Annotated in this window: 24 protein-coding genes; 11 read left to right on the top strand and 13 right to left on the bottom strand. The window is 62.3% G+C overall.

The window, feature by feature from the left end; genetic code table 11:
* Positions 1–43: 43 nt before the first annotated feature.
* Positions 44–1,270, top strand: coding sequence for a hypothetical protein (locus ACWGKN_RS01250; protein WP_452094523.1), 1,227 nt, complete (start codon positions 44–46; stop codon positions 1,268–1,270).
* Between the two features lie 117 nt (positions 1,271–1,387).
* Here ACWGKN_RS01250 and ACWGKN_RS01245 read toward each other — a convergent pair whose 3' ends face one another.
* Positions 1,388–2,290 (bottom strand): patatin-like phospholipase family protein, encoded by a 903-nt coding sequence (locus tag ACWGKN_RS01245; protein WP_035233208.1) that lies wholly within the window; start codon positions 2,288–2,290, stop codon positions 1,388–1,390.
* 507 nt (positions 2,291–2,797) lie between these two features.
* On the opposite strand from ACWGKN_RS01245, the gene ACWGKN_RS01240 reads away from it, so the two are divergent.
* The 10 genes from ACWGKN_RS01240 to ACWGKN_RS01195 all read left to right on the top strand — a co-directional run bounded on the left by ACWGKN_RS01240 (position 2,798) and on the right by ACWGKN_RS01195 (position 12,145).
* Entirely contained in the window at positions 2,798–2,989 is a 192-nt protein-coding gene (locus ACWGKN_RS01240; RefSeq protein WP_035233206.1) for a hypothetical protein, read from the top strand.
* Between the two features lie 262 nt (positions 2,990–3,251).
* Entirely contained in the window at positions 3,252–3,959 is a 708-nt protein-coding gene (locus ACWGKN_RS01235) for a 4Fe-4S double cluster binding domain-containing protein (protein ID WP_035233203.1), read from the top strand.
* 248 nt (positions 3,960–4,207) lie between these two features.
* Positions 4,208–4,522 carry a hypothetical protein gene (locus ACWGKN_RS01230; RefSeq protein ID WP_452094522.1) on the top strand — a complete coding sequence of 105 codons (315 nt, stop codon included), beginning with the start codon at positions 4,208–4,210 and terminating at the stop codon, positions 4,520–4,522.
* A gap of 70 nt (positions 4,523–4,592) precedes the next feature.
* Positions 4,593–6,140, top strand: coding sequence for an AMP-binding protein (locus ACWGKN_RS01225; protein WP_452094521.1), 1,548 nt, complete (start codon positions 4,593–4,595; stop codon positions 6,138–6,140).
* A gap of 136 nt (positions 6,141–6,276) precedes the next feature.
* Positions 6,277–6,750 carry a Cys-tRNA(Pro) deacylase gene (ybaK, locus tag ACWGKN_RS01220; protein WP_035233201.1) on the top strand — a complete coding sequence of 158 codons (474 nt, stop codon included), beginning with the start codon at positions 6,277–6,279 and terminating at the stop codon, positions 6,748–6,750.
* 102 nt (positions 6,751–6,852) lie between these two features.
* Entirely contained in the window at positions 6,853–7,359 is a 507-nt protein-coding gene (locus ACWGKN_RS01215) for a hypothetical protein (RefSeq protein ID WP_035233199.1), read from the top strand.
* A 253-nt stretch (positions 7,360–7,612) separates the two neighbouring features.
* Complete coding sequence (locus ACWGKN_RS01210; protein ID WP_035233197.1) at positions 7,613–8,317, top strand: hypothetical protein; 705 nt, start codon at positions 7,613–7,615, stop codon at positions 8,315–8,317.
* Positions 8,318–8,393: 76 nt separating this feature from the next.
* Positions 8,394–8,837, top strand: coding sequence for a hypothetical protein (locus ACWGKN_RS01205; RefSeq protein ID WP_452094520.1), 444 nt, complete (start codon positions 8,394–8,396; stop codon positions 8,835–8,837).
* A 189-nt stretch (positions 8,838–9,026) separates the two neighbouring features.
* Positions 9,027–9,302 (top strand): hypothetical protein, encoded by a 276-nt coding sequence (locus ACWGKN_RS01200; RefSeq protein WP_035233193.1) that lies wholly within the window; start codon positions 9,027–9,029, stop codon positions 9,300–9,302.
* A 206-nt stretch (positions 9,303–9,508) separates the two neighbouring features.
* Complete coding sequence (locus ACWGKN_RS01195) at positions 9,509–12,145, top strand: ABC transporter substrate binding protein (RefSeq protein WP_452094519.1); 2,637 nt, start codon at positions 9,509–9,511, stop codon at positions 12,143–12,145.
* Positions 12,146–12,201: 56 nt separating this feature from the next.
* Here ACWGKN_RS01195 and ACWGKN_RS01190 read toward each other — a convergent pair whose 3' ends face one another.
* From ACWGKN_RS01190 to ACWGKN_RS01135, 12 genes are all read right to left on the bottom strand, one after another.
* Entirely contained in the window at positions 12,202–14,982 is a 2,781-nt protein-coding gene (locus ACWGKN_RS01190) for a PAS domain S-box protein (RefSeq protein WP_452094518.1), read from the bottom strand.
* A gap of 312 nt (positions 14,983–15,294) precedes the next feature.
* Complete coding sequence (locus ACWGKN_RS01185; RefSeq protein WP_452094517.1) at positions 15,295–16,305, bottom strand: amidohydrolase family protein; 1,011 nt, start codon at positions 16,303–16,305, stop codon at positions 15,295–15,297.
* 87 nt (positions 16,306–16,392) lie between these two features.
* On the bottom strand, positions 16,393–17,028 hold the full coding sequence (locus ACWGKN_RS01180; protein WP_452094516.1) for an ABC transporter permease: 636 nt from the start codon (positions 17,026–17,028) through the stop codon (positions 16,393–16,395).
* Entirely contained in the window at positions 17,028–17,591 is a 564-nt protein-coding gene (locus ACWGKN_RS01175; RefSeq protein WP_452094515.1) for an ABC transporter permease, read from the bottom strand. The genes ACWGKN_RS01180 and ACWGKN_RS01175 overlap by 1 nt, the downstream gene beginning before the upstream one ends.
* A 5-nt stretch (positions 17,592–17,596) precedes the next feature.
* Positions 17,597–18,802, bottom strand: coding sequence for an ABC transporter permease (locus ACWGKN_RS01170; RefSeq protein WP_452094514.1), 1,206 nt, complete (start codon positions 18,800–18,802; stop codon positions 17,597–17,599).
* Positions 18,803–18,826: 24 nt separating this feature from the next.
* Complete coding sequence (locus ACWGKN_RS01165; RefSeq protein ID WP_035228728.1) at positions 18,827–19,495, bottom strand: ABC transporter ATP-binding protein; 669 nt, start codon at positions 19,493–19,495, stop codon at positions 18,827–18,829.
* Positions 19,492–19,644 (bottom strand): hypothetical protein, encoded by a 153-nt coding sequence (locus ACWGKN_RS01160; RefSeq protein WP_452094513.1) that lies wholly within the window; start codon positions 19,642–19,644, stop codon positions 19,492–19,494. The genes ACWGKN_RS01165 and ACWGKN_RS01160 overlap by 4 nt, the downstream gene beginning before the upstream one ends.
* A gap of 44 nt (positions 19,645–19,688) precedes the next feature.
* Entirely contained in the window at positions 19,689–20,633 is a 945-nt protein-coding gene (locus ACWGKN_RS01155; protein WP_452094512.1) for an efflux RND transporter periplasmic adaptor subunit, read from the bottom strand.
* A gap of 163 nt (positions 20,634–20,796) precedes the next feature.
* Positions 20,797–21,237, bottom strand: a complete 441-nt coding sequence (locus ACWGKN_RS01150; protein ID WP_452094511.1) for a hypothetical protein — start codon at positions 21,235–21,237, stop codon at positions 20,797–20,799.
* Positions 21,238–21,316: 79 nt separating this feature from the next.
* Positions 21,317–22,063, bottom strand: coding sequence for an enoyl-[acyl-carrier-protein] reductase FabL (fabL, locus tag ACWGKN_RS01145; RefSeq protein ID WP_452094568.1), 747 nt, complete (start codon positions 22,061–22,063; stop codon positions 21,317–21,319).
* An 80-nt stretch (positions 22,064–22,143) separates the two neighbouring features.
* Positions 22,144–23,079: a DUF362 domain-containing protein gene (locus tag ACWGKN_RS01140; protein WP_452094510.1), complete on the bottom strand. Its 936-nt coding sequence runs from the start codon at positions 23,077–23,079 to the stop codon at positions 22,144–22,146.
* A 367-nt stretch (positions 23,080–23,446) separates the two neighbouring features.
* Complete coding sequence (locus ACWGKN_RS01135) at positions 23,447–24,628, bottom strand: 3-phosphoglycerate dehydrogenase family protein (RefSeq protein WP_424254502.1); 1,182 nt, start codon at positions 24,626–24,628, stop codon at positions 23,447–23,449.
* Positions 24,629–24,645: the final 17 nt, after the last annotated feature.

Genomic DNA, 24,645 nt, shown 5'->3' with positions numbered 1-24,645 from the left:
TTCCGCAATATGCCGGAATGCAATCACCATCGGAATTGCCACTATGCATCTGCTCATGTTCCGGATCATCGGTCATCCAGCCGTCCCCGACTCATCCTGGATCGAGATCGGCAGAGGGCTGAATGTCCTGAAGACCTTTCATGCGGACCAGGCCCAGGCCCTCGCCCACATGCTCCAGACCATCAATCCGCCGTATGATATCAACGAGACAGACCCGTTTCGCAATCTCCTCCAGTACCTCGACGGTCCGGGATATCGCCGCAGGATCATCCCTTCCAAGAAAACGGCCGCCCTGGCTATCTTCGCGGCTTCGCCGCAGCTGGTGCGGGAACTGACCGCCATCGATTCGGTGTACTATGCGACGGACCGGATCGAATTCGGCCGACGGCGGGATCACAGCCGGTGGGTGAATTTCGTCGAACTGGCCGGGTCGACCCGCTGGAGCGAGATCGAACCGACGATCAGCTCCCTGCTCGACCGTGCCGGCGTGGCCGGCAAAGAACTGAGCGAGCTGCTGCACCCTGCTGTTGCCCCGCTGCGCGGCACCGATCGCATCAAGGGACCGGTGGCGGAGATATTGAAAGAGCACCTGGAGCCCCTGTGGCCCTTGCTGCCGGAATATGAACAGGAGCAACTCGACCAGTGCCTGAATGCCATCGATCGGGCCGACCATTTCCGCCAGGCCAAGGCCCGGGCGAGTGCCTGGCTGCCGTATTTTGTGCTCATCACCGCCGCCACCGCCGGCCTCGCGGGCGACGAAACAGACGCCGCCCGATTCAAGGCACCGGGCGCCGCGCCGCTGACCTTTCTCGCCGCACGTCTCGCAGCAGTCCATACGGGCAGGACATCATGGGACCAGCGGCTATCCCAGGTCAACCGTCAACTGGAGGCCCTGTATCCCGGGCTGATACTCCATTGCGATCTTGAAGGCGGCGAAGCTACACTGGAAAGCCGCCAGAGGCCCGCGCCCCTGTCATCGCCGGAACTGCCGCCTGTCCGCAGGATCGAGGCGCTGATGGCGGCCGCCTCCGTCCTGCACGGGCAACTGCACGGCAATCAGCCGATTTTCCTGCTCGATGTCAACGGCATGCACCTGCAACCCGCCGAGCAGAGGGATCTGCTGCAGGTTCTGCTTCGCCATTGCGCCCGATGGCAGAGCGTGGTCGTCCCCGACACCGACTTTCTCGACCTCTGCGTCGAGCGTCTGGGGCCGGGAGGTAAAGATGGGCATGCACTGGCGAAGCTGATCGACGTGACACCGGCGGGCTGACAGGTGGGGCATCTTCGATCTCAGGACCTTAACTACCCTTGTATGCCTCGGGCGAAGATGCGGCGCGAACCTCCATCGCCTGCCGCCCCGTCATTCCGGCCAATGGACGGGCAGTGTCTAGACCATCCCCAAGGCTTCCTGCAGTGCCGGCAACATCCTGCGGACACAGCCTTTCCCCTCGGTGATGGCTTCATTGGCGCGGTAAAATTCCAGTAATCCGATATGCGACAGTCGCGGTGACAGCAGAATTTCGGGAGGGTCCCCAGCCATCCGGCTGCGGGTGATTCTGTCCTGGGTGATATTGACCGAGGCGGCGATGGCCTCAAACAGGTTGGGCGGCTGGACATCGACCTTGGCGGGCGCAAGCAGCGAGGCCGTATATTCCGTCACCAGATTCGTGAATTTTCCGACTACACCTTGAATCTCCTCTTGTTTATGATGTTTTTTCGGTCTCTTGAAATGTTTGCCGACAATATCGCCGTTCAAATTGACCGCGATGACAAGATCCGCACCCATGGCCCGACAGACCGAGACGGGAACCGGATTGACCAGGCCGCCATCGACCAGCCATTTGTTGCTGTTGCGGATTGCCGGAAAGAGACCGGGCAACGAGATGGACGACCAGACCGCCTCGAGCACCGGCCCTCGCGTCAACCACACCTCCCTGCCGGTTTCCAGTTCCGTTGCGACCGCCGCATACTTTCTGCCCAGGTCTTCGATCAACGAATCATCGGTCGCCACGTATTCGTTCAGGAAATGGTTCAGCCGTTCCGTGTTCACAAAACCATTCAGGGAATAGTTGATCTCGAAAAACCGGGCGGTCTCGAATTTCGTCAGCGAACACACCCATGCCTCCAGTTTATTCAGGGTATTGGACACATACGATGCCCCGACCAATGAGCCAATCGACGTACCGCAAATGATATCGGGCTCGATTCCCAGTTCGATCAGGGCGCTTATGACACCAATATGCGCCCACCCGCGTGAAGACCCGCTGCCGAGGGCCAAACCGATTTTCATTCCATGCTCCGTTGGAACACACGTTGTTCGATGCCGCTCAACAATCACCGGATGGTGCTGTCAATGCCAGGCCATCGGCGGGATCACCTTCTACCCGACGGTACGTTTTTCTTGCGCGGCTCGTCACACGGCAATCCCTCCGAGTACAGTATACGCGGCGGCGGTCGCCCCTGCCAGCACCTAAATACCGATCTGCAGTCATTCCCCGTCACGGCCGGGAAAAACATCCCGCCCCATCCTTCCCCGATCCAATTTCGCTGCATTGCCGAATAATCGAGGTTGTCCTTGCCAAAACAGGTCTTATTGTCCAAACTATAATCATGTAGGATTTCCGGATATATCTGCACCGGATACGAGCACCATTTTACTCGGTCACCAATGCAGACAGGGGTGTTCAGAAATCAACGACAGGCGTTTACTTGTCGCCTTTTTTCGCTGACCCGATCGATCGGTGATCGGTCAATTTTCCGCAATCCGGCGGATTAAAAAAGCAGCGGGAGAACAGCCATGGGATACGACGAACTGAAAGCCGCTGTACTTGATCTTGACCAGAGCCAACAGAAACAACTTGTCATGGAGGTGCTGAAGGAACTCCTGCCCAAGGTGTGCAACGATGAAGCCTGTCTCGAGCAGATCAGGAATTTTGTCGATGAAGAGACGATCCGCTCCTATCGGGAACAGCATATGGACAGCGTATAAGGGGAACGCAACAGGCGGGGAGGACCCCTCGTGGCGCCGGTCGGCCATGACCCCTCCCCGCACCCGACGGCCGCCGACCATGACGTCCATTGACGGCGGCAACCGGAATGGCCGACACGTTATCTCTTCTCCACCGCCGGTGGACTGTGCTGTTCACCAGGCAGGATCAGACAGGGGATCATCGAATCGGCCAGGAGGGAACACAGAAGATGAGCAATGAGATAAGATACTGTCTTCCCCGACCCAGCAGGATCCGGACCGGATGAACCTCGACAGTCACCTGCACGAATCGGCCATGGCCCTCGGGGCCGATTATTTCGGGATAGCCGATCTGACCCCGGCCCATGACGCGATCCACGAACAGGGCGGCACGCCAATCAGCGTGTACCCGCGATCCATCTCGATCGGCATAAGTCTCCTCCATCCAATCGTCGACCAGCTTTCCCGGACTGTCACAAGACCGGCTGCCGTCAGCTATCTCTCCCACTGCTACGACATCATCAATTCCCGGCTCGACCAGATCGTCTCCCGCCTCGCCGGTATCGTCCAGCGCAGCGGCTGCCGCGCCTTCCCCGTTGCCGCCTCGAAACGGGTCGACGACCAGCGGCTTTGCGCCGTCTTCCCGCATAAGCTGAGCGCGCACCTGTCCGGCCTGGGATGGATCGGCAAAAACTGCCTGCTGATCACCCCGGACATGGGCCCCAGGGTGCGGTGGGCGACATTGCTGACGGATGCCCCCCTGGTCCCGACCGGCCAGGCCATGGCCGAGCGTTGCGGTGACTGCCGGGAATGCGTCGCCATCTGCCCGGTCAGGGCCTTTACCGGCCGGTCGTTTCGAGCGCAAGATCCTCGATCGGTCCGGTTCGACGCCGGCAGATGCGATCGCTATTTCAACATGATGCGGGCAAAAGATCCGGATACTGCCGTTTGCGGACTGTGCCTCCGCATCTGCCCGTTCGGGCGGGGATAACCCGCCTCCTCCCTGCGCAACCGTATCCTCGACCACAGCGCCGAACCAGAAAGGGAAGGTCACGGGGACCAGATCCCACGGTATGTCAATACAACGAATTTGAGATTTCTCCCTCCGGTCGAAATGACAGAGTCTGCAACGGGTCTTTTTGCAAGAGGTTCAGGGGCCATGGGATTCCGAAAGTGAGGAGAGGCGACTATATTGGGATCGATCGTCACAATCTGAGCTCCCTCAATCCGAAAGAAAAAATGAACTGCGACTCTTGCGGATACCTCAATGGCCCGATAGCCTACGTCCAGGCGATGGGGGCCGGGACGGAACAGTACGGGTGCCCGATCAAGCACGCGAGAAAGATGAAGGCCATTCACAACCGCCACCACAAGTTCATGGAGTATGGCGACGGTATCGATTACCACAGGAACCACGAGGCGCTGCGGCGTGATTTCGTCGACCTCAGGGGCGGGTGCAGCACCCAGTCACCCGGCAGTTTGACAGCGTATTGTGGATCCTGGTACTATTCCCGGCAAGGATACTCATTCCGTCGTCCATCTTCCGACAGATGATCGACGGCTGGTGAAATGGCCTGTTTTCAGGCAACGGATGTTTTGACCGGCACACAACGAGGAGGCGTACATGGCTCTGTCCGATTTTACCTACTACCGCATCATCAGCCGGAATGCCGCTCTTTACGGCAACAGGCCGGCCTGGCTTGAGGCCGAAAGCGGCAGGTCGATATCCTTTCTGGAGATCAGGGGAATGACCGACGAACTGGCCGCCGGGCTCAAGGCGACAGGAATCGGCAAGGGCGACCGGATCGGCGTCCTCGGCAAGAACAGCCTGGAATATTTCCTGCTTTACGGCGCCGCCGCGGCCCTCGGCGCGGTCATGCTGCCGATCAACTGGCGGCTGTCGGCCGGCGAGATCCGTTTCAACCTCGACGACGGTCAGGCGAAGATCGTGTTCGTCGACCCGGAGTTCGAGAAGATCATCGGCGAAATCAAGGACGGCCTGCCGACCGTCGAGCACTATTATTCCCTTTCGAACCAGGACGGCGCCCTGCCCTCGTTTTCAGGCCTTACGGCGTCAGCCGCCGACTTCGAAGCCGAGGACATCCCGGACGACAGCGATTTCGTCATCATCCATACCGCCGCCGTCGCCGGCCGCCCCCGGGGCGCCATGCTCAGCCACGCCAATATCGTCTTCTCCAGCCTCGAGTTCATCCGGGCGATGGCACTGAACGACAACGACGTCCACCTCAACATCCTGCCCCTGTTTCACGTCGGCGGACTGTTCATGACGATCAGCACCTTCCATGCCGGGGCATCCTGTCTGAACATGGCAAAATTCGAGGCCCCCGCCGCCGTCCGTCTGATCAGCGACAAACGGGCGACGGTGATGTTCGATTTCGCCCCGATTCTCGGCGCGATACTCGACGAGAGTGACAAAACGGGGAACGATATCTCCGCGCTGCAGAAGGTGATCGGCCTCGATTCGCCGGAGACCATCGCCAGATACCAGACGCGGACGGGCGGCACTTTTTATTGTTTTTTCGGCCAGACCGAGACCTCCTGCCTGGCCTCGGTCAGCCCCTGCAATCACCGGCCGGGATCGGCCGGCAGACCCGTCCTCGCCGCCGAGGTCCGCCTCGTCGATGACGACGACCGGCCGGTCGGGGACGGTGACACCGGGGAGATCGTGGTCCGGGGGCCGATCGTCTTCAAGGGCTATATCAACCTGCCGCAAGACACGGCGCAGACCTTCCGCAACGGCTGGCACCATACCGGCGACCTCGGCCGGTTCGATCGGGACGGGTTCCTCTTCTACATGGGGCGCAAGCCCGACAAGGAACTGATCAAACCGGGCGGGGAAAACGTCTATCCGGCCGAGGTCGAAAACGCGATCCTGCTGCATCCCGCCATTGCCCGGACCGTGGTCTTCGGGGTCCCCGACCCGAAATGGAAGGAGGGGATCAAGGCGGTCTGTCAGCTCAAGGACGGATGCCGCCTCACCGCCCGGGAGTTGATCGATTTCGTCGGTGAAAAGATCGCCCGCTACAAGAAACCGCAGTATGTGGAATTTGTCGACACGATGCCGCTGCTGACAAGCGGGGCCCCGGACCGGAAACAGGTCAAGCAGCTCTATTCACCCCCGGGTGTCGAGCCGGCGCCACAGCCCCGGTAATGGACCGGACATCGTGCCACCGCCCTCGCAGGCGGCAACCGGAAAAGTACGACATGAAATCAGAGCTCCGCTTAACACCTCCGGCGACGGCCGCCGGCCTGCAACCGCCTCTCCCCTGCGAAGGCCCTTCTTCCCTATGACTCCTGCAATCAACGCCGCCAAGAAGGCCAAGGTCCGGTACACGATCCACCAGTACACCCACGATCCCGCCTCTGATTCCTACGGCGTCGAGGCCGCCGAAAAACTGGGCGTACCGCCGGCGCAGGTCTTCAAGACACTGGTCGTCAGTCTCGATGACGCCCTTGCCGTCGCCGTCATCCCGGTGTCATCCATGCTGAGCATGAAGCTCTTCGCCCGGGCGGCGGGAGCCAAAAAAGCGGACATGGCGGCGGCGGCCGAAGTGGAACGCGCCACCGGCTATGTCCTGGGAGGGGTCAGTCCCCTGGGCCAGAAAAGAAGGCTGAAGACGATCATCGACACCTCGGCCGAAGCCCTGGCCGCATTATTCGTCAGCGCCGGCCGCCGCGGCTTGTCGCTCGAACTCAGCCCGATGGACCTGAAAGGCATGACCGGCGCCACCTTTGCGGCGATATGCCAGCAGGAGCGTTAGGATAATCGTTGCATTGAACCTGGTGCCGGCATCGCGGTCCGGCGCCAGAACAAACCGTATCGCCGCCATGCCAGGCAATCGGAATACCACACGGAGGACACCATGAACATCTTCGTCTTGCCGGGAATCAACCAGAAGACGGAAAAATGGGCCGCCAACCTGCTGAAGGAGCTAGAAGGGCCGGACCGGACCATGGCCGTGCAGCACTACGCCCATTGGGATGGCGGCGGTGATCAATGCCTCGATTTCAACGGTGAGGTCGAGAACCTGAGAGGGCGCGACATCGACATCCTGATCGCCAAATCCCTGGGGGTGATGATCGGCCTGGTCGCCTGCGGCAAGGGGGTCATCGCCCCGAAGAAAATGATTTTGATCGGCACTCCGGTGAGCGGTTTCCGGGAGAAGGATATCGATCTGCGCCGGTTGGTGGCAGGCCTGGGCATTCCCCTGCTCTTCATCCAGCAGGCCCATGACATCGTCGGGTCCTGCGCCAGCCTGCGGCAGGAGATATCCGGCATGAAGGCGGCAGAGATCGTCGAAATTCCGGGAGACAACCACCAGTACAAGGATCTCAAACTGCTCGCCCGCCATATTAAAAAGCTGTTGTAGATCGGTGCTGCCGGACGACAGACCAACCCTGTGGCGGACGCGTCCCGGCCATTGTCCGCCCACCGGCCTGACCGACCGTGTCTTCCGCCTGGTTCGCTCGTCCTGGGCGGGTTCCTCGTATCGATACGGCACAATGTTCTCTGGAAGCAGTCGAGATGCTTGAAAATGTGAGAGAAAAACGGCATATTGGATGATCTTCCCGGTTTTCCCATGATTTCGGTGCAGTGCGATCCCCTTCGAACAAGGATGCAAAATGACGGAAAACACGAAAATTTATAATGTTATTCTTGCGGTTGACTCGACCTACATGAACGAATCATTCTGGACATCGGTCATCACCGACTACATGCCCTTCCTGGCCCAGTCTTTCCACGAGATGGGAACGGATGTCAGCAAACGGCTGATCTGCATTACCCGGCAGGACAACGAGGCCCGGCTCAATGCCAGCCTGAGGGTGATCCGCAAACACAGCGTGCTGCAGCAATTCGCCGAAACGGTCAAGGGTGGCCCCTGCGACTTCGATATCCCGGCGATCCTCCGCTACGCCCTGGATGAGGCCGAACACACCTCCCTGCATGGTCTGATCATCTTCGCCGCCAGCCAGAGGCAGCCGGCCAAATCGAAGGCCCTGGAGAATGAGATCCGCCCCCTGGCCCAGCGGTTGAAGGCACTGGGTGTGACGACCTTCATCTTCGACAACGCCGACGAGCACAACCTGGTCTCCTCCCATATCAGCGGGATGTTCGGCAAGACCGCGCTGTGGGCCAATGGCTTGCATGTCTCGTTCCACTCGGGGAACCTGCGGATCATATACGAATACATGAAACTTATCGGCCCGGTGGTCGCCGGCGACCTCGGCGCGTTGAAAAGGCAATCGGGGGACCTGATAACGGTTCATGGCAAACATCTCTTCCGGAAGTGCATCATGCGGCTCGAACCGGGGGCCAAAAAGGGCTGAGCCCCAAGGTGGCGGTCTATTTCATTGCAGAGTCAATGCCTAATTGAGCGGCGCCCAGAGAAAAAAGGAGAAAGACGTGAATGCCTATCTGATCATTGGCGAGCCGGGAACGCGTAAGTCATCGCTGCTGCGCAGTCTCACCGGCTGCTTCAACCGGAGCGACCGGGATATCCAGCTGCTGGACGGCACGACGATCAGGATCTATGCCCGGGTTTCGACCCTGCAGGAATCGAAGACGAACGCCCGGGATTTCCTCGCCGAGGTCGCAAGGCGGAACTGCCCCAACGTCATCTTCAGCCTGCTGCCGGACCCGAACCCACTCTTTCCGATTCCCTATCCGGATGCCCAGACCTATATCGACGCCTTCCTCGAGGCCGGCTGGCATTTCGTCCGTACCGCGGTGGTCGGCGTCCATTCGATCAGTCCGGCCATTCCGAACGTCGCTCATTTCCCCCGGGCCGTCTCCCAGCCGATCAATATCGTTGCCAAGAATATCCGGGCCCACTTCGAGTGGCACTGACGCAGCGATTACCTCGGGAATTTCCATGCGATATCTGGCGGTGGTGCATATACCTGTTGAAGATTCGTTCCCCGGTTGCAGTCGGGATGACAGACCGGCGGACCGGACCTCCACGTCCCCGGAGTACCGGTACCGGCCGCTCCGGCTTAACCGTCATCAAAAAGACAAACCGATGAAGTCGGGCCGGAGATGAACAGGTTTACGCCTCTGCTCCTGCTCATCATCCAACTCCTGGCGTCGGTTGAAATCGGGCTCGGCTGCGAGATGCGGATCAGGGTGCCGGAAAGCAACGCCTACGCACCCACGTTCATCCAGGACGAGTCCGGCAGATGGGTCTATTTCGGGGTATCGAAGAAATCCGTTCCGCCAGAACTGCTCGACAGAATCCGGGATGCCTATGTCCGGGCCAAAGCCAAGGGATCGTTCGAGGCAATCCGCAAAAAATATGTTATAGAGCCGGACTGAGGAAGGCCTGCGGCAATCAGTCCGGGCGTTCAATACCACCGTTCGTCCCGACGGCATGTACCGTGAAACGGAGGAGCGCCAGGCGGCCGGCCGACCACGCCATCGCAATCCGGAGACCGGGTGACGCCTGGCCCGGAGTGCCGCACCGGATCATTCAATCCGACGACGTTACACCAGGCGGCCCCGTTATTGTGGAGAAATTCATCGTGCGCTGTTTACGTCCGCTCCTTCTTCTTGCCGCCACCGTCTTCTTCCTGTGGACATCGGTCGCCATGGCTGCCGACAAGAAGAATGTGCTGGTCCTCAACTCCTATCATCAGGGGTACAAATGGACGGACAAGCAACTCAAGGGCATCCTCGAGAACCTTGATCCGGACAGGAACGACTGCAGCTTCTTCATCGAGTTCATGGGCACCAAATGGATCCACGGCCCCATCTATTCCGCCACCCTGCGTTCCCTGTACTCGACCAAGTACCGGAAAACCCGATTCGACCTGATCATCGCCACCGACAACGACGCCCTCGACTTTCTCCTGCTCTTCCGCGACGACATCTTCGGTCAGGTCCCGGTGGTATTCTGCGGCATCAACTGGTTCGCCCCGGAGGAGATTGCCGATCGCCGATACTATACCGGAGTCAACGAGGATGCGGACATCGGGGCCACCGTCGACCTGATGCTGATGCTCCACCCCGGCACCAGGACGATCAATATCATCACCGACCAGACGACGACCGGCCGCATCGTCGAGAGCCAGCTGCTCGAACTGTACCCCCGCTACAGCGGCCGGGTGGGGCTGCAGATCGTCCCGGACATGGCGGCCAAGGATCTCATCGCCCACATATCCTCTCTCCCCGACGATCATCTCGTCCTGCTCACCGTCTACCAGCAGGACCAGAGCGGCGCCTATATCGATTTTTTCGAGGTGCCGGGCGAATTGTCGCTTCGAAGCAAGGTGCCGGTCTACGGGCTCTGGGATTTCCATCTCGGCTACGGCATCGTCGGCGGCATGTTGACCAGCGGATATTCCCAGGGCAGGACCGCCGGCCGGCTCGCCCGACGTATCCTCGATGGGGAGCCGGCGGAAACGATCCCGATCGTGATGAAGAGTCCGAATCGCTATCGCTTCGATTTCAAGCAGATGCAGCGATTCGCCATCCGGCCGGAAGACCTGCCCGAGGGCAGCGACATCATCAACCGTCCTCCCTCCTTCTACACGGTGAACAAAAAACTGATCTGGGGCCTCGCCATCGGATTCACCGGGATGTTCATCGCCCTGGTCGTCCTCCTGATCAACATCCATCGGCGCAGCATCGCCGAAACCGCCCTGCGCGACAGCGAGGAGCGTTTCCACACCCTGGTCGACAATCTGACCCTCGGGGTCTACCGCCGATCGCCGGATGCCGAGGGCCGGTTCATCCAGATCAACCCGGCGATGGCGGCCATGTTCGGCTTCGATACGATGGGGGAAATGATGGCCGCCTCCGTCACCTCCCTTTACGCCGATGGCCAGGGTAACGATCAGCTGCTGGACGACCTGCAACTGACCGGAGACCTCACCGACCGTCAGATTCAGATGCGGAAGGAAGACGGCTCGACTATCTGGGTTGCCGTCAACGCCAAGGCCCACCATGACAGTTCCGGGCTGATCGACTGGATCGACGGGACCTTCGAGGATATCACCGAGAAGAAAAAACTCGAGATGCAGCTGCGCCAGACCCAGAAGATGGAGGCCATGGGCACCCTGACCGGCGGCATCGCCCACGACTTCAACAACATCCTGACGGCGATCATCGGCTATTCCAACCTGCTGCAGATGCGAATCGACGATGGAGATCCCTGCCGCTCCTATGTCGACGAGATCCTGCGGTCATCACAGCGGGCGGCGGCGCTCACCAGGAGCCTTCTCACCTTCAGCCGCACCCAGGAGATGGAGACCAGACCGCTCGACATCAACGACTGCATCAGGCAGTTCAGGTCCTTCCTGTCGCGGATCATCGGCGAGGATATCGAACTGGTGACCTCCCTGGCCGATGAACAGCTGGTCGTCCTCGCCGACAGAGGGCAGATCGAGCAGGTGCTGATGAACCTCGCCACCAACGGCCGGGATGCCATGGATCATGGCGGCAGGCTCCACATCATCACCCGGGGCCTCGATGTCAATGGCCATGATGTTGCCGCCTGCGCCACCCTCACGCCCGGGCGGTACGTCGAAATAGCCGTTTCCGACACCGGCACGGGTATGGACGAGACCACCCGGCAGCGGATCTTCGAGCCATTCTTCACCACCAAGGATATGGGCAGGGGAACCGGCCTGGGCCTGTCCATCCTCTACGGCATCGTCAGGCAGCACAACGGTGAAGTCAATGTCACCAGTGAGGTGGGACAGGGCACGACCTTCAGGATCTACCTGCCGGCGACCACGGCCATCACCGAAAAGGGTATCAACCACAGCACGACGCCGCGCGGAGGTGACGAAACGATTCTGCTGATCGAGGACGACGAGATCCTTCGCCGGCTCGAGAAGGGGGTCCTGGAGCAGTTCGGATACCGGGTGATCGAGGCGGCGGACGGCGAGGAGGCCCTGCGGCAGTATCAGAAGTATGGCGAACGGATCGACTGCCTTCTCCTCGACGTCATCATGCCCAGGAAGAACGGCCGGGAAGTCTTTGAAGAGATCCGGCGGCGGCGACCCGGCATCAAGGCCCTGTTCACCAGCGGCTACACCGCCGATATCATCCATCGGCAGGGCATCCTTGAACAACATCTCAATTTCATATCCAAACCGGCGACTCCAACCCAGTTGCTGCGAAAGTTGCGCGAGGTCCTCGACACCGACAGCTGAGGACCGGTCCAACGCAGGATCACTGTCCGGAACCCGTCACGACGCCCTGCCGTCGCTCAGATCTCCAGGGCCTCGTGAACTTTGGCCGCCAGGTCGTCGAACGTGAAGGGTTTATGGATAAAGTGGACGGCTTCCGCCAGGGCATCGTGGCGGGCGATCACATCGGCGGGATAGCCCGAGGTGAACAGCAGCTTCAGGCCGGGCTGGATAGCCTGCAGTTTCCGGGAAAGTTCCCAACCGTTCATCTCCGGCATGATGACATCGGTGACCAGCAGGTTGATCGTGCCGCCGTATTCGGCAACCCGATTGATGGCCTCCACCGGCGTGGTCGCCGTCAGGACGGTGCAGCCGATTTTTTCCAGCATCTCTCTGGCCATGCCCAGGATGGCCGGCTCATCCTCGACCAGCAGCACCGTTGCATGACCGGTCGAATATCCGCCGACGGTCTTCAGCCCCTCCCTCCGGTCACCGGCCTCGACATACCGCGGCAGGTAGACCCTGATGGTCGTTCCCTTGCCCACCTTGCTGTCGACCTTGATGAAGCCGTTGTTCTGGCGGACGATGCCGTAGACCGTCGACAGCCCGAGTCCACTCCCCCTGCCCATCTCCTTGGTGGTGTAAAACGGCTCGAACAGCATGTCGATGACGTCCTCATCCATGCCGCAGCCATTGTCGGCGACCGAGAGCAGGACAAATTCACCGGCGGTGCATCCCTCATGGCCGGTGCAGAACGAATTGCTGAGACCGACATTTTCGGTGGCGATGACAATCCTGCCGGCCTCGGCGATCGCATCCCGCGAATTGGTGCACAGGTTCGCCACGATCTGGTCGATCTGGGAAGGATCGATCCACACCGGCCAGATATTCGCACCCGGCCGCCAGAGCACCTCGATGTTTTCGCCGATCAGCCGGTCCAGCATCTTGAGCATGCCGGCCACGGCATCGTTGATGTCCAGCACCTTCGGCATGACCGTCTGCCGCCGGGCGAAGGCGAGGAGCTGACGGGTGAGATCGGCCGATCTCCTTGCCGCCGTCTCGATCTCCCGGAGATTTTCGTGGAGCTGGTCGTCCGGCTTGATGTTCGACAGCGCCTGCTCCACATGGCCAAGGATCATACCAATCATATCATTGAAATCATGGGCAATCCCCCCGGCAAGACGTCCGACTGACTCCATCTTGCGTCCCTGTGCCAGCTGTTCACGAAGCCTTTCCCTTTCCTCTTCGGCCTGACGCCGTTCCGTCAGATCGGCCACCATGCCGCAGATCCCGCTGATCCTGCCCTCGCCATCGAACAGCGGGAACTTGATCGACCAAAAGGTCCGCCGCCCCTTGGCATCCTCGAGGTACTCTTCCTGCTCGATCACCTGCCCCGATTCCATTACCTCGAGATCGTGGCGACGAAACTGTTCGGCATCGGCGGCAGCGAACAACTCGTGGTCGGTCCGACCGATGGCGTTCTCGCGCAGCAACCCGCTGGTACTCTCCCATTTGCGGTTGACCATGGTATAGCGGCCATCGTGATCCTTGACGAAGATGAGGTTGCCGCTGTTCTCTATCAATTCGCTCAGAAACCGGCGGCTCTCCCGCAATTCCTGTTCCGTCCGCATCCGCTCGCTGATATCCCGCATCGCCGCCAGGCGCAAATGCTGTCCATTGAGCTCAAAAAAACTGCAGGATATCTCCACCGGAAAGACGGTGCCGTCCTTTTTCCGGTGGTACCGCAGCGGAATGTGCAGCCTGCCGCTGCTGCTGACGGCCTGACGACCGCTGTCTTTGGGGTCGGCGAACAGGTCGGTGTTGCGGAGGGTGAGCAGTTCCTCCCGCGAGTAGCCATACAGTTCGACCGCCGCCTCATTGACATTGATCAGCTGATGCGTGTCGGCATCGACTACGAGCAGCGCGTCCGATCCGACGTTGAACAGCAGGCGGTATCTCTCCTCACTGAGCCTGAGATCGTCGGTGCGCCGGGCCACCGCCCGTTTCAACATCTGATTCCAGCCGATCAGGACCAGAATCAGGAGCAGCAGCAGGGCAAGCGCCGGCAGGATGAGACGATAGGGGATGAGGCTGCTGATCGAGGCGCCATACCACCTCCGCTCGATCGCCTTGAATTCCGTTGCCGAGATCCGAGCGAAGCCCGCCTCGACTGCCTTGAGCAAAGCGGCATTTCCCTTGCCGACGGCACGGTGGAACTCGCCGACATAGAGGGGCTCGGATTCCCTGAACCTGTCCTGGATCCCGTATTTGTACAGGAAGTAGAGGGCCGGCGGTTTGTCGACGGCAAACACGTTGACCTTGTGCTCCATCGCCGCCCGGACAATCTCCTCATAACCGGTGAACAGCACCAGGTTGTCGATGTCGTGGCGTTGGAGGAGTTCGACCACGGCATCCCCCTTTTTGGCGGCGACGGCAAAGCCCCGCAGGGATTCGATGTCGGTTATGCCACTGATTTCCTTGTTGAAGAAGACCGGAACCTCCAGCCGGGCGTAGGGTTCGGTAAAATCCAGCCATCCCTGGCGCTCCTCGGTCTTGAAGATGGTGTCGATGACGTCGAACCGGCCTTCCCGCATCCCGGCGAGGGCATCGTTCCAATCCATGGCCATGATCTCGACCCTGATGCCGGTCTTGCCTTCCCACAGCCGCCACTGGTCGACGAGCAGGCCCTGGACCCGGCCATCGCCGCCGAGAAAGACATAGGGGGGATAGTTGTTGTCCATCACCACCCTGATCGACTCGGGCGCATCCGGCCGTTTGCCGTCAGCTACCTCCGCACCGGCGGGATACGCACTCAGCAGCAGGAAACTCACAAGCAGCGCAAGGCCCAGTCGTCGTACCATCTCCATCCCCTTTCTCGCCGGCATCGTCTCACCCCGCACCCACCCGACACCCGACAGATGCACCGGATCCGGTCCCTGTCGCGATTACCGCCATCATTTTTCCACCCGCTCTCCTCATTTCATTAAATGGCCTCCCACCCCGGTTGTCAAATCTGTGAAAACGATGGCGGACGGCGATCAACCCGATCGATACCGGCGACCGACCGAGATCGGCTCATCCGCTGGAGTGAGCGGCATGATAGGGGTTGGGGCGGACGATCTCCATGAATTTTCCCGGCTCCTTCAATGTGTAGTTATCCTGCTGCCATTGCATTATCGCTCGCTCCTTTGTGGATTCTTCTGATAGATCGGGCTGGGGCGACCGGCCAGCCAGATCGCCTCGAGATACGAGAACTTGCGCGGCAGCTGGGCCGGCGTCCCGCGGGCGACGAGAAAATCGGCCCGGCTGCCGACGGCGATGCGCCCCCGGTCGAGGCCAAGCAGATCGGCACCGTTGACCGTCGCGCAGCGGACCGCCTCGGTGAGGGAAAACCCCGCCCGGATCAGCAGTTTCAACTCCTCGACCACCGCCTCGCCATGGAGGACGCCGGGGCTGCCGGCATCGGTGCCGAGGGCCACCGTCACCCCCAGTTCCCGTGCCAGGGCCACCTGCTCGAGCTGCGTGGCGAGGGCCTTGGCGGCGAGCTTTTTCGCCGATGGATCGGCCGCCTGTTCGACGGCGGCCTTCATCGCCTGGAGGGTCGGGATCAGGACCACCCCCCTCTCCGCCATCCGCTCCAGGTTGTCCCGCCCCATCCCGCAGCCATGGACGATCGCATCGCAACCGGCGGTGATGGCCGTGTGTACCGGCTCCCGGCCGTTGGCGTGGACCATGACCGTGACCCCGGCACACTCCGTCTGACCAGCGGCCCATATGACGACCGGCGGCGATCCTGTCGGGACCGGCTCTTCGACGTAATGCTGGAGAAATCCGTGCCTGTGACCGGCATCGCGTACCGCGAGAACGCCGTGAGCGAAAAGGTCGTCGAGATGGCGCCGGATGACCGGCCGGATATCCGCATAGCCTGCCTCGGCCAGCCGCCTTCTCAGCTGGAGATCGGTCGTGCCGGATAGGGCGAGGTGGACATGACAGTCGATGAAGGGCGGACAGAGGACGGCGCAGGACAGATCGATGATCGACGGGGAGTCAGCCACATCGCCCGGCCCATACGGTGTAATCGCCGCGATGGTCCCGTCCTTTATCCGCACCAGCACGCTGCGCTCGGGAGGTCCGCCGCTGCCGTCGATCAGCCGGCCGGCGCGGACGGCATGGATATCACTCATCACTGCTCTCCTTTTTGCAATGGAGTTCATCTCGTCACCCCACTCCAGGTCAGTTGCCGGCCGGCACCACCCATTGCCAGCCTCCCGTCACTCGGCCCGCAGGGCCTCGATCGGATCGAGACCAGCGGCATGGCGGGCCGGCAGCACCCCGGCCAGCAGGCCGATCGCCGCCGCCAGGATCTCGGCGTACAGGACGTACAGCCACGGGGTGTGGGTCGGCAGGCTGGGGACGAGGGCCCCCAGCAGCCAGGCCCCGCCCGCCCCGATCACCAGGCCGCAGAGACCGCCGATGGCCGCCAGCACCACCGCCTCGCCGATGAACAGCAGCAGGATCTGGCCCCGCCCGGCGCCGATCGCCCGCAGCAGTCCGACCTCCGGGGTCCGCTCGGTGACGGCGATGGTCATGATCGTCGGGATCCCGACCCCGCCGACCAGCAGCGAGATGGCGCCGAGTCCGCCGACCGAGAGGGTGATGATGTCGAGCACCGAGCCGAGGACATCGAGCATCTCCTCCTGGATGGTGAGGGTGAAGTCCTCGGCCCCATGACGGGCGATCAGCACCCGTCTGGCTTGGTCGGCGACGGTTTTGGACTCGATGCCGGCCTGGTAGAGGAGATCGATCTCCATCAGGCTGTCGAGATTGAACAGGCTCATGGCCCGGATCGTTGGGATGTAAACCGCGTCGTCGAGATCGAAGCCGAGCATCTGGCCCTTCGATTCCATCACCCGATCACCCGGTAGCGTTCACCGCCGATCCGGACGATTTTGCCCAAGGGGCTTGTCTCCCGGAAGAGTTCGAAGGCCACCTTGCTGCCAAGGGCGACATAGGCCCGCGCCGCCCGCTGGTCGTCGACCGGCAGGAACCGCCCCCGGGCCACGTCGATCGTGAAGACCGCCGCCGCCGTCGGCCCGACCCCGAGGATCGTCGTGTGGCGGCTGCGTTTCTCCCTTTCGACCGGGGCGTTGCCCTGGACCACGGCAATGGTGTCGATGACCCCGGCGATCCGCCGCAGTGCCTCCTCGTCGGCGATCGAGAGCGGCCGGATGTTGTTGATGATCGCCCCGGAGACCCCGATCGTCGTGGTCTTGCCGGGATTGATGCTGATCAGGTTGGTGCCGAACTGGGTGAACTCGGAAAGCATGAACCGCCGCACCCCCTCGCCGATCGAGGTCAGAAGGACCACCGAGGCGATGCCGACGGCGATGCCGAGGACCGTGAGGAAGCTGCGCAGCCGCTGGTCGACCAGGGAACCGAGGGAGAGCTTGATCAGATCGCGCAGCAACATGGCCCTCACCTCCGCGACAGCGACTGGACCGGGTCGATCCGGGCCGCCCGCCGCGCCGGCAGGACGCCGAAGATCAGACCGGTGCCGAGGGCCACGCCGACGGCGGCCGCGAGCGACCACAGCGGCATCGAGAGCGGGAAGTCGGGAAAGACCCGGCCGAGCACCCAGATGCCGACCACGACCAAGGCCAGGCCGAAGGCGGCACCGATCAGCGACAGGATCGCCGCCTCGGCCAGGAAGAGGGTCGGTATCCGGTTGCCCGGGGCACCGATGGCCTTGAGCAGGCCGACCTCGGAACGGCGCTGGGAGACGGCGATCAGCATCACGTTCATGATCAGGATCCCGGCCACGGCCAGGCTGATGGCGGCGATGCCGGCCACCGTCAGGGTCAGGGCGACGAAGATCCGGTCGAAGGTGGCGAGAATCGCATCCTGGGTGATGATGGTGACATCGTCCTCGCCGTCATGGCGCTCGCGGATGATCGCGGCGATCGCCTCCTTCGCCCGGCCGGTGGCGTCGCGGTCGCTGGCCTCGATCATGATCCGGAACAGCGAGGAGGTGTTGAACAGGGCCTGGGACGAGGCCACGGGAACGATGACGATATCGCCCATGTCCATCCCCACCGACTCCCCCTTGTCCGACAGCACCCCGATCACCCGGAAACGCCGGTCGCCGATCCGGACCGACTCGCCGACGGCCGGGGCCGCCCCGAACAGTTCGGTCTTGATCTCATAGCCGAGGACGCAGATCGCCGCCGCCCGGGTCGGGTCGCCCTCCGGCAGGAAACGGCCCTGGGCCATCTCCAACTGGCGGAGCGCAAACAGCGACGGGGTCGAGCCGAGGACGGTGGTTTCCCGCTGCCGCACCCCCGCCGACACCGGGGCGGCGCCGACGACAAGCGGCGCCACGTAACGGATCGCCGACGAGCGGCGCAGCGCCATGGCGTCGTCGAGAGTCAGATCGCGCGGGGTGATGCCGAGCAGCGGCGGCGGGCCGCCGACCGTTTCCGACCGGCCGGGGAGAACGATGATCAGGTTGGTGCCGATGTTGGAAAACTGACCGATGACATAGTGGCGGGCCCCTTCCCCCAGGGACGAGAGGATGACCACCGAGCCGACGCCGATGGCCATCGCCAGCAGCATCAGCGCGGTCCTGGTGGGATAACCGAGCGAGGCCCGCAGGCTGAAACCGATGATGTCGCGCAGGTACATGGGTCGTCGCCTCCCGGGCCGCAGTCAGTAATCGGACTCGATCCGCCCGTCGACCATCCGGATCCGCCGCCCGGCCCGGTGGCCCAGTTCCGGGTCGTGGGTCACCATGATCAGCGTGAGCCCCTGGTGATTGAGGCCTTCGAGGATGTCGATGACCTCGCCGCCCGACACCCGGTCGAGGTTGCCGGTGGGCTCGTCGGCGAGCAGGGTATGGGGCTGCATGATGACCGCCCGGGCGATCGCCACCCGCTGCCGCTGCCCGCCGGAGAGCTGGTCCGGCCGGTGCCGGGCCCGGTTGCCGATGGCGAAGGCCTCGATGGTCTCGGCCACCCGCCGCTGCCGTTCGGCCGGATCGATGCCGGCCAGGATCATCGGCAGTTCGATGTTCTCCGCCGCCGTCATCCGCGGCACGAGGTGGAAGAACTGGAAGACGAAACCGATCTTGTGACGGCGCAGCGCCGCCTGCTGCCGATCGCTCAGACCGGTTATGTCCTCGTTGTCGAGGAGATAGGTGCCGGCATCGGGGCGGTCAAGGAGGCCGATGATGTTGAGCAGGGTCGATTTGCCCGACCCGGACGGCCCCATGACGGCGACATACTCGCCGGTGGCGATGGTCAGATCGACATCGCGCAGCGCCGCCACCCGCTCATCACCGACCATGAACTCCCGGCAGATCCCGGCCAGTGTGATCACGGCCGGCCCCCGCCGGGGACGGCGGCGGCGCCGTCGGCCAGACCCGGCTTGTCGACATTGACCACTACCTGCTGGCCCTCGGCCAGCCCGGCGACGATCTCGGTGACGGCCCAGTTGGCCAGACCGGTGGTCACCTCGACCGTGTGCACCGTTTTCTTCTCCGGCGAGTAGAGGTAGACCCGCTTGCCGTCGATCAGCGCCTCGGTCGGGATATACAGCCCTTCGGCCTTGGTGGCGAGGATGATCTCGACATCGGCGCTGTAGCCGGCGAGCAGGTCCTTGAAGTCGCCCTTGTCGACAAACGATGCCTCGACATCGACGGTCCGCGCCTGTTTCTCGACGTCGAGGACATAGGGGCGATGCGGCGGACCTTCCCCACGAACTGCCGCCCCTTGAAGGCGTCGAGGGTGATGCGGGCGGTCATCCCCACCCGCACCGCCGCCGCGTCGACTTCATCGATCGGGGCGGTGACATAGAAGCAGTTGTCCTCGATCAGGTCGACCGCCGGCGGAGTCTGGACCCCGACCGGCGAAGGGGTGACGTACTCGTTGAGTTCACCCTCGATCTTGGCCACCACCCCGGCAAAGGGGGCGATGAGCCGGGTCCGCGACAGACCGGCCCGGGCGACATCGATCCGGGCCGCGCTCATCGTGACCCCCGCCCGGGCGGCCTCGCACTGGGCGCGGAGGGCGCCGGCCTGGGTGAGTGCCCGGTCGGCGTCCTCTTCCGGTACTACCTCCCGATCCCGGAGCTGTTTGGTCCGCCTCGCCTGGCGCTCGGCCTCGGCGGCCGAGAGGCAGGTGGCCGCAGCCTGGGCCCGGGCGGACTGTTCCTCGAGCTCGGCCAGCTTCAGCTGGGCCGCGAGGTCCTCATTCCAGATCTCGAGCAGCAGATCGCCGGTCTCGACATGATCCCCCTCGCGGATCGGCAGCCGGCCTATCTGGCCGCCGATGCTCGGCGACAGCTTGGCCCGGCGGCAGGCCTCGACGGTGCCGGCCCGGGTATTGGCGACGGTCTGCTCGACCTTGCCGCGGACCACCGGCTGGATGATGATCTCGAGCGGCTGGGGCCGCGTCTTCACCCACACCAGGACTGCAACGGCCCCGGCGAGGATGAACAGCGCCAGCCATCGCATCATTCCGCGCATCCTCTCCCTCCACTCCCCCCCAGGACCAAACAGGTTGATGTTTTATCAGCAATCACTACCGTACTCGATCGAAATTCGAAACTGTTGCGCATCCCGCCTCAATTCCATGGAAATTAACATCGGAGGTAAACAGCTGGACGACGGGGCTTTGCTGCTATCTCCCGCCGTCATGCCGCTCGTTGTCCGCATCTCCCGTGGTGCCGGTCCGGCACAGCCAGGCGAGGGCCCTGTCCTCATCCTGAAAGACCTCGATTTCATAGCCAAGGTCCTTGACCTCGGCGATCGACTGGAAGGTCCGGACGATTCCGAAGGCGATCGCCGTGTCGACAAGCAGAGCGGTCTTCCCGCTTTTCGCTTTTCTGGCCTCGTTCTTTCTCGGGAAAAGGACGATCTCCCGGAGACTCTCGAAATTGATATCCGGGTCGATCGGGCAGCCGCGGACATCCCAGAGATCATTCTTGCCTGTCCCCCTGAGAAGCTCGATTTCACGGGCAAGGATCTCCTTCGCCAGGTCTTTGGTGATCCGGGTGGCGGGGGGAAAGGAGACCGTGACATACCGGTGGTGGTCGGCGATGGCATAGCGACGCTCAGTCATTTCCTTCCCCTCGATTGATTGCGTCACTCCTGATCAAGGGCCGACTCGAAACAGACATCCTCTACATGGGTCTATCCCGTCAGCCGCGTATGGCGTAGCCGCCGTCGACCGTGATGACCTGTCCCTGGATCATCGTCGACAGGTCGCTGCAGAGGAACAGGGCGACATCGGCGACATCGGCCGGGGTGGTCAAGCGTCCAAGGGGAGTTCGCTCCCTTGCCGCCGCCAGGATCTCCTCGCGGTTGGGAAAGTGCTTCAGGGCATCGGTGTCGACTGCCCCGGCGCTGATGGTGTTGACGTTGATCCCCAGCCGGCCGAGTTCAACCGCCAGGTGACGGACCAGCGATTCGAGCGCCGCCTTGGAGGCCCCGATGGTGGTGTAGTTATCGATGGCCCTGACGGCGCCGAGGCTGGAGACCGCGATCACCTTGCCGCCCCGCTGCATCAGCGGCACCCCTTGCTGGACCAGGGTCAGCAGGGCCCGGGCGTTGATCTCCATCGCCCAGTTCCAGTGGCGCTCGGTCAGTTCCAGGGCCGGTTTGAGGACCCCGGAGGCGGCATTGCTGACCAGGATGTCGAGATGACGGCCGTAGGTCTCGGCCAGATGGCCGAACATCGCCCTGACATCCGCCTCGTTGGCGACATTGGCCTTGACGAGCAGACAGCGCCGCCCCAGTTTTTCAACCGCCTCGGCGGTTGCTTCGGCGTCCTTGCGATGCCGCACGTAGTTGACAACCAGGTCGGCCCCGTGCTCCGCCAGCCTGATCGCGATCGCCCGGCCGATGCCCCTGGAACCGCCGGTCACCAGCGCGATCTTCCCGTCCAATTCAAACATAAATCAATCCCGTCGCTTGAAGATGCATCCTGTTCCCCCTATCACCTGGCGAATCCGCTGATTCCATTGCATCATAGTTGCGGGTGCAAGGCAAGGACAAAGCGGCGCACCATGCCCCGCAGAAATCGGAAGGGATCGAAACGGATGCCGTTGAGTTCTGCCGGGGCTGAAAATCCGGCCCCGGCGAAGGCCGCCGGCGGCACAGCCGGATAGACGAGATCGGCCAGGCGGCTGCCGGCCAGCCCGCGCCTCGCCGCCTCGCGCCACAGAGGGCTCCTGGACGGATCGAGTTCGAGCAGCGACAGCAGGGCGGTATCGAGGGCGATGGAGTTGCCGGAGGCGGCAACGCAGCCGAGCGCCAACGCCTCGCCGTTGAGCGGTCCGTCGCGGTGCATGGCGACGATGCCGTCGGCGATGGCCAGGTGGGGCGGCAGGAGGTCAAGGAGATCGACGATGGCCGCGACAAACCGCCCGCCGCGGCCTCCCTCGCGCATATGCAGCATCGCCTTGCGCATGCCGATGACGAGGCCGAAGATGTTCTTCACCGCCAGGGTCACATACATCTGGTTGTGGGCCTTGATCTTCGGCAGGTTGACGAGGAGGTCGCAGTCGAGGCCCTCAGCAGCGAGGTCGACGGCACAGCCGCAGGGAAGGACCGTCGGCACCGGGGTGACGAACTCCACCGGCTCGACCGCCAGCCCACGCAGCGCCGCGGTGATCCCATGCTGCCGCAGGGCCCGGACGGCCGTGCCGAAGGCCGGGGAATCGCCGATCCGGACCCGAGCCCCATGGTCGAGAAACCACAGGGCCACACCGGCGATAAAGCCGGCATCGGTGCAGGCCAGGGAGGACGCCGAGGCGCTGATCAGGTTGGGCTTGAGGATGACGGTCCGCCCGGCATAGGACGACGCCAGACCAAGGGGGCCGGCCATCTCCTCGACGAGCGACGCCACGGCGGCCCGGTCGTAGCCGGCGCACCTGGCGAGATAGACAGGAATCGCATTCACAGCCATCCCGGCCATCGACAGGGGAACAGGGGATGGACACAACGGAAAAAGCCGGTTCCACTTGCGCAGAACCGGCTTTTCCAGGAGAAAGGAGAGAAGAGATTATGCCTGATATATAGCAACATGCGTGCCAGATAAAAATATAGCTCTAAGATCAAATTAACTTGCTGATTTATCTCGATATAAAAATTCCAGACCGGTCGCTGCCGCATGCAGAATATTCAATTATTTGTACCGATTAGCGATTCAGGCGGGAAAATTTTTTCTATATTTCATATTTTGCTTATAAATACGATATGTTGGATGTCGAGTTTTTTTTACTGTCGGCCTTCGGCCCTGAGCCAGGATGTTTGCGGGCCCTCATCGCTCAGGCGAAGGTGATGGTCCGGGTCCTGACGACATCGGCATTCCGCTCTATATCCGCCAGGACCTGCGGCGGCACCGCCGATTCGACATCGATGATGTTGTAGCCGACCTTGCCGTTCGATTGGTTCAAATAGCTGGCGATGTTGATGCCGTGATGGCCGATGATGTTCGAGACGAGGGCGATCATGCCCGGCACGTCGCGGTTGATGACGATGATCCGGGTATGCACCTTGTCGGTCGGGGTCGATTCGATATTGGGGAAGTTGACGCTGTGGACGACATTGCCGTATTCGAGATAATTGGACAGTTCCCGCACCGCCATGCAGGCGCAGTTCTCCTCCGACTGCGCGGTCGAGGCGCCGAGATGCGGGGTCGTCAGCACCTTCGGGTGGGCGACGAGCCGCGCCGTCGGGAAATCGCAGATGAAGGCCTCGAGATGACCGCAGTCCAGGGCCTCGATCACCGCCTCTTGATCGACGATCGGGCCACGCGAGTAGTTGACGAGGATCGCCCCCTTCTTCATCCTGGCGATGAATTCCCGGTTGACCATGCCCCGCGTGCCATCGGTGAGCGGCAGGTGGAGGCTGACGATATCGGCGGTGGCGACGGTATCGCGGATTGACCGGCAGATCGTCACCTCCGGCAGCAGCTGATGGATATGGACCAGGGCCGGTGATGGATCGAACCCCCTGACCTTCATGAAGCGATGGATGCCGCCGTTGGCCAGCCGCACCCCGATCTGGCCGAGGCCGACGACGCCGAGGGTCTTGCCGGCGATTTCGTCGCCGCGGAAGGCCGCCTTCTTCTTTTCGACCTCGGCGCCGACCTTGTCCGGCTCCATCTCGGCGAGCGAGCGGCAGAACTGGATGCCGGCATAGATATTGCGTTTCCACACCCCGATCATCGGGAACACCAGATCGACGACCGCATTGGCGTTGGCGCCGGGGGTGTTGAAGACGCAGATCCCCTTCTCGGTGGCGCGGTCGACATTGATGTTGTTGACCCCGGCCCCGGCCCGGGCGACGGCGAGCAGCGACGGATAGTCGTCGACATCGACCGGGGAACTGCGGACCAGGATGCCCTGGGGATCGGCCTCCTCGGGGGAAACGGCATAGTTGTCGCCGAAGAGCCGGAGCCCTTCCCTGGCGATGGCATTGATCCTGCGGATTTTGAAAGCGGGCATCGTCTTCTCCTGTGGTT

It is taken from the genome of Desulfoprunum sp., assembly GCF_053613775.1.
Note: the sequence above shows the minus strand (reverse complement) of the source record. Positions and strands in the feature narration are given on the sequence as shown.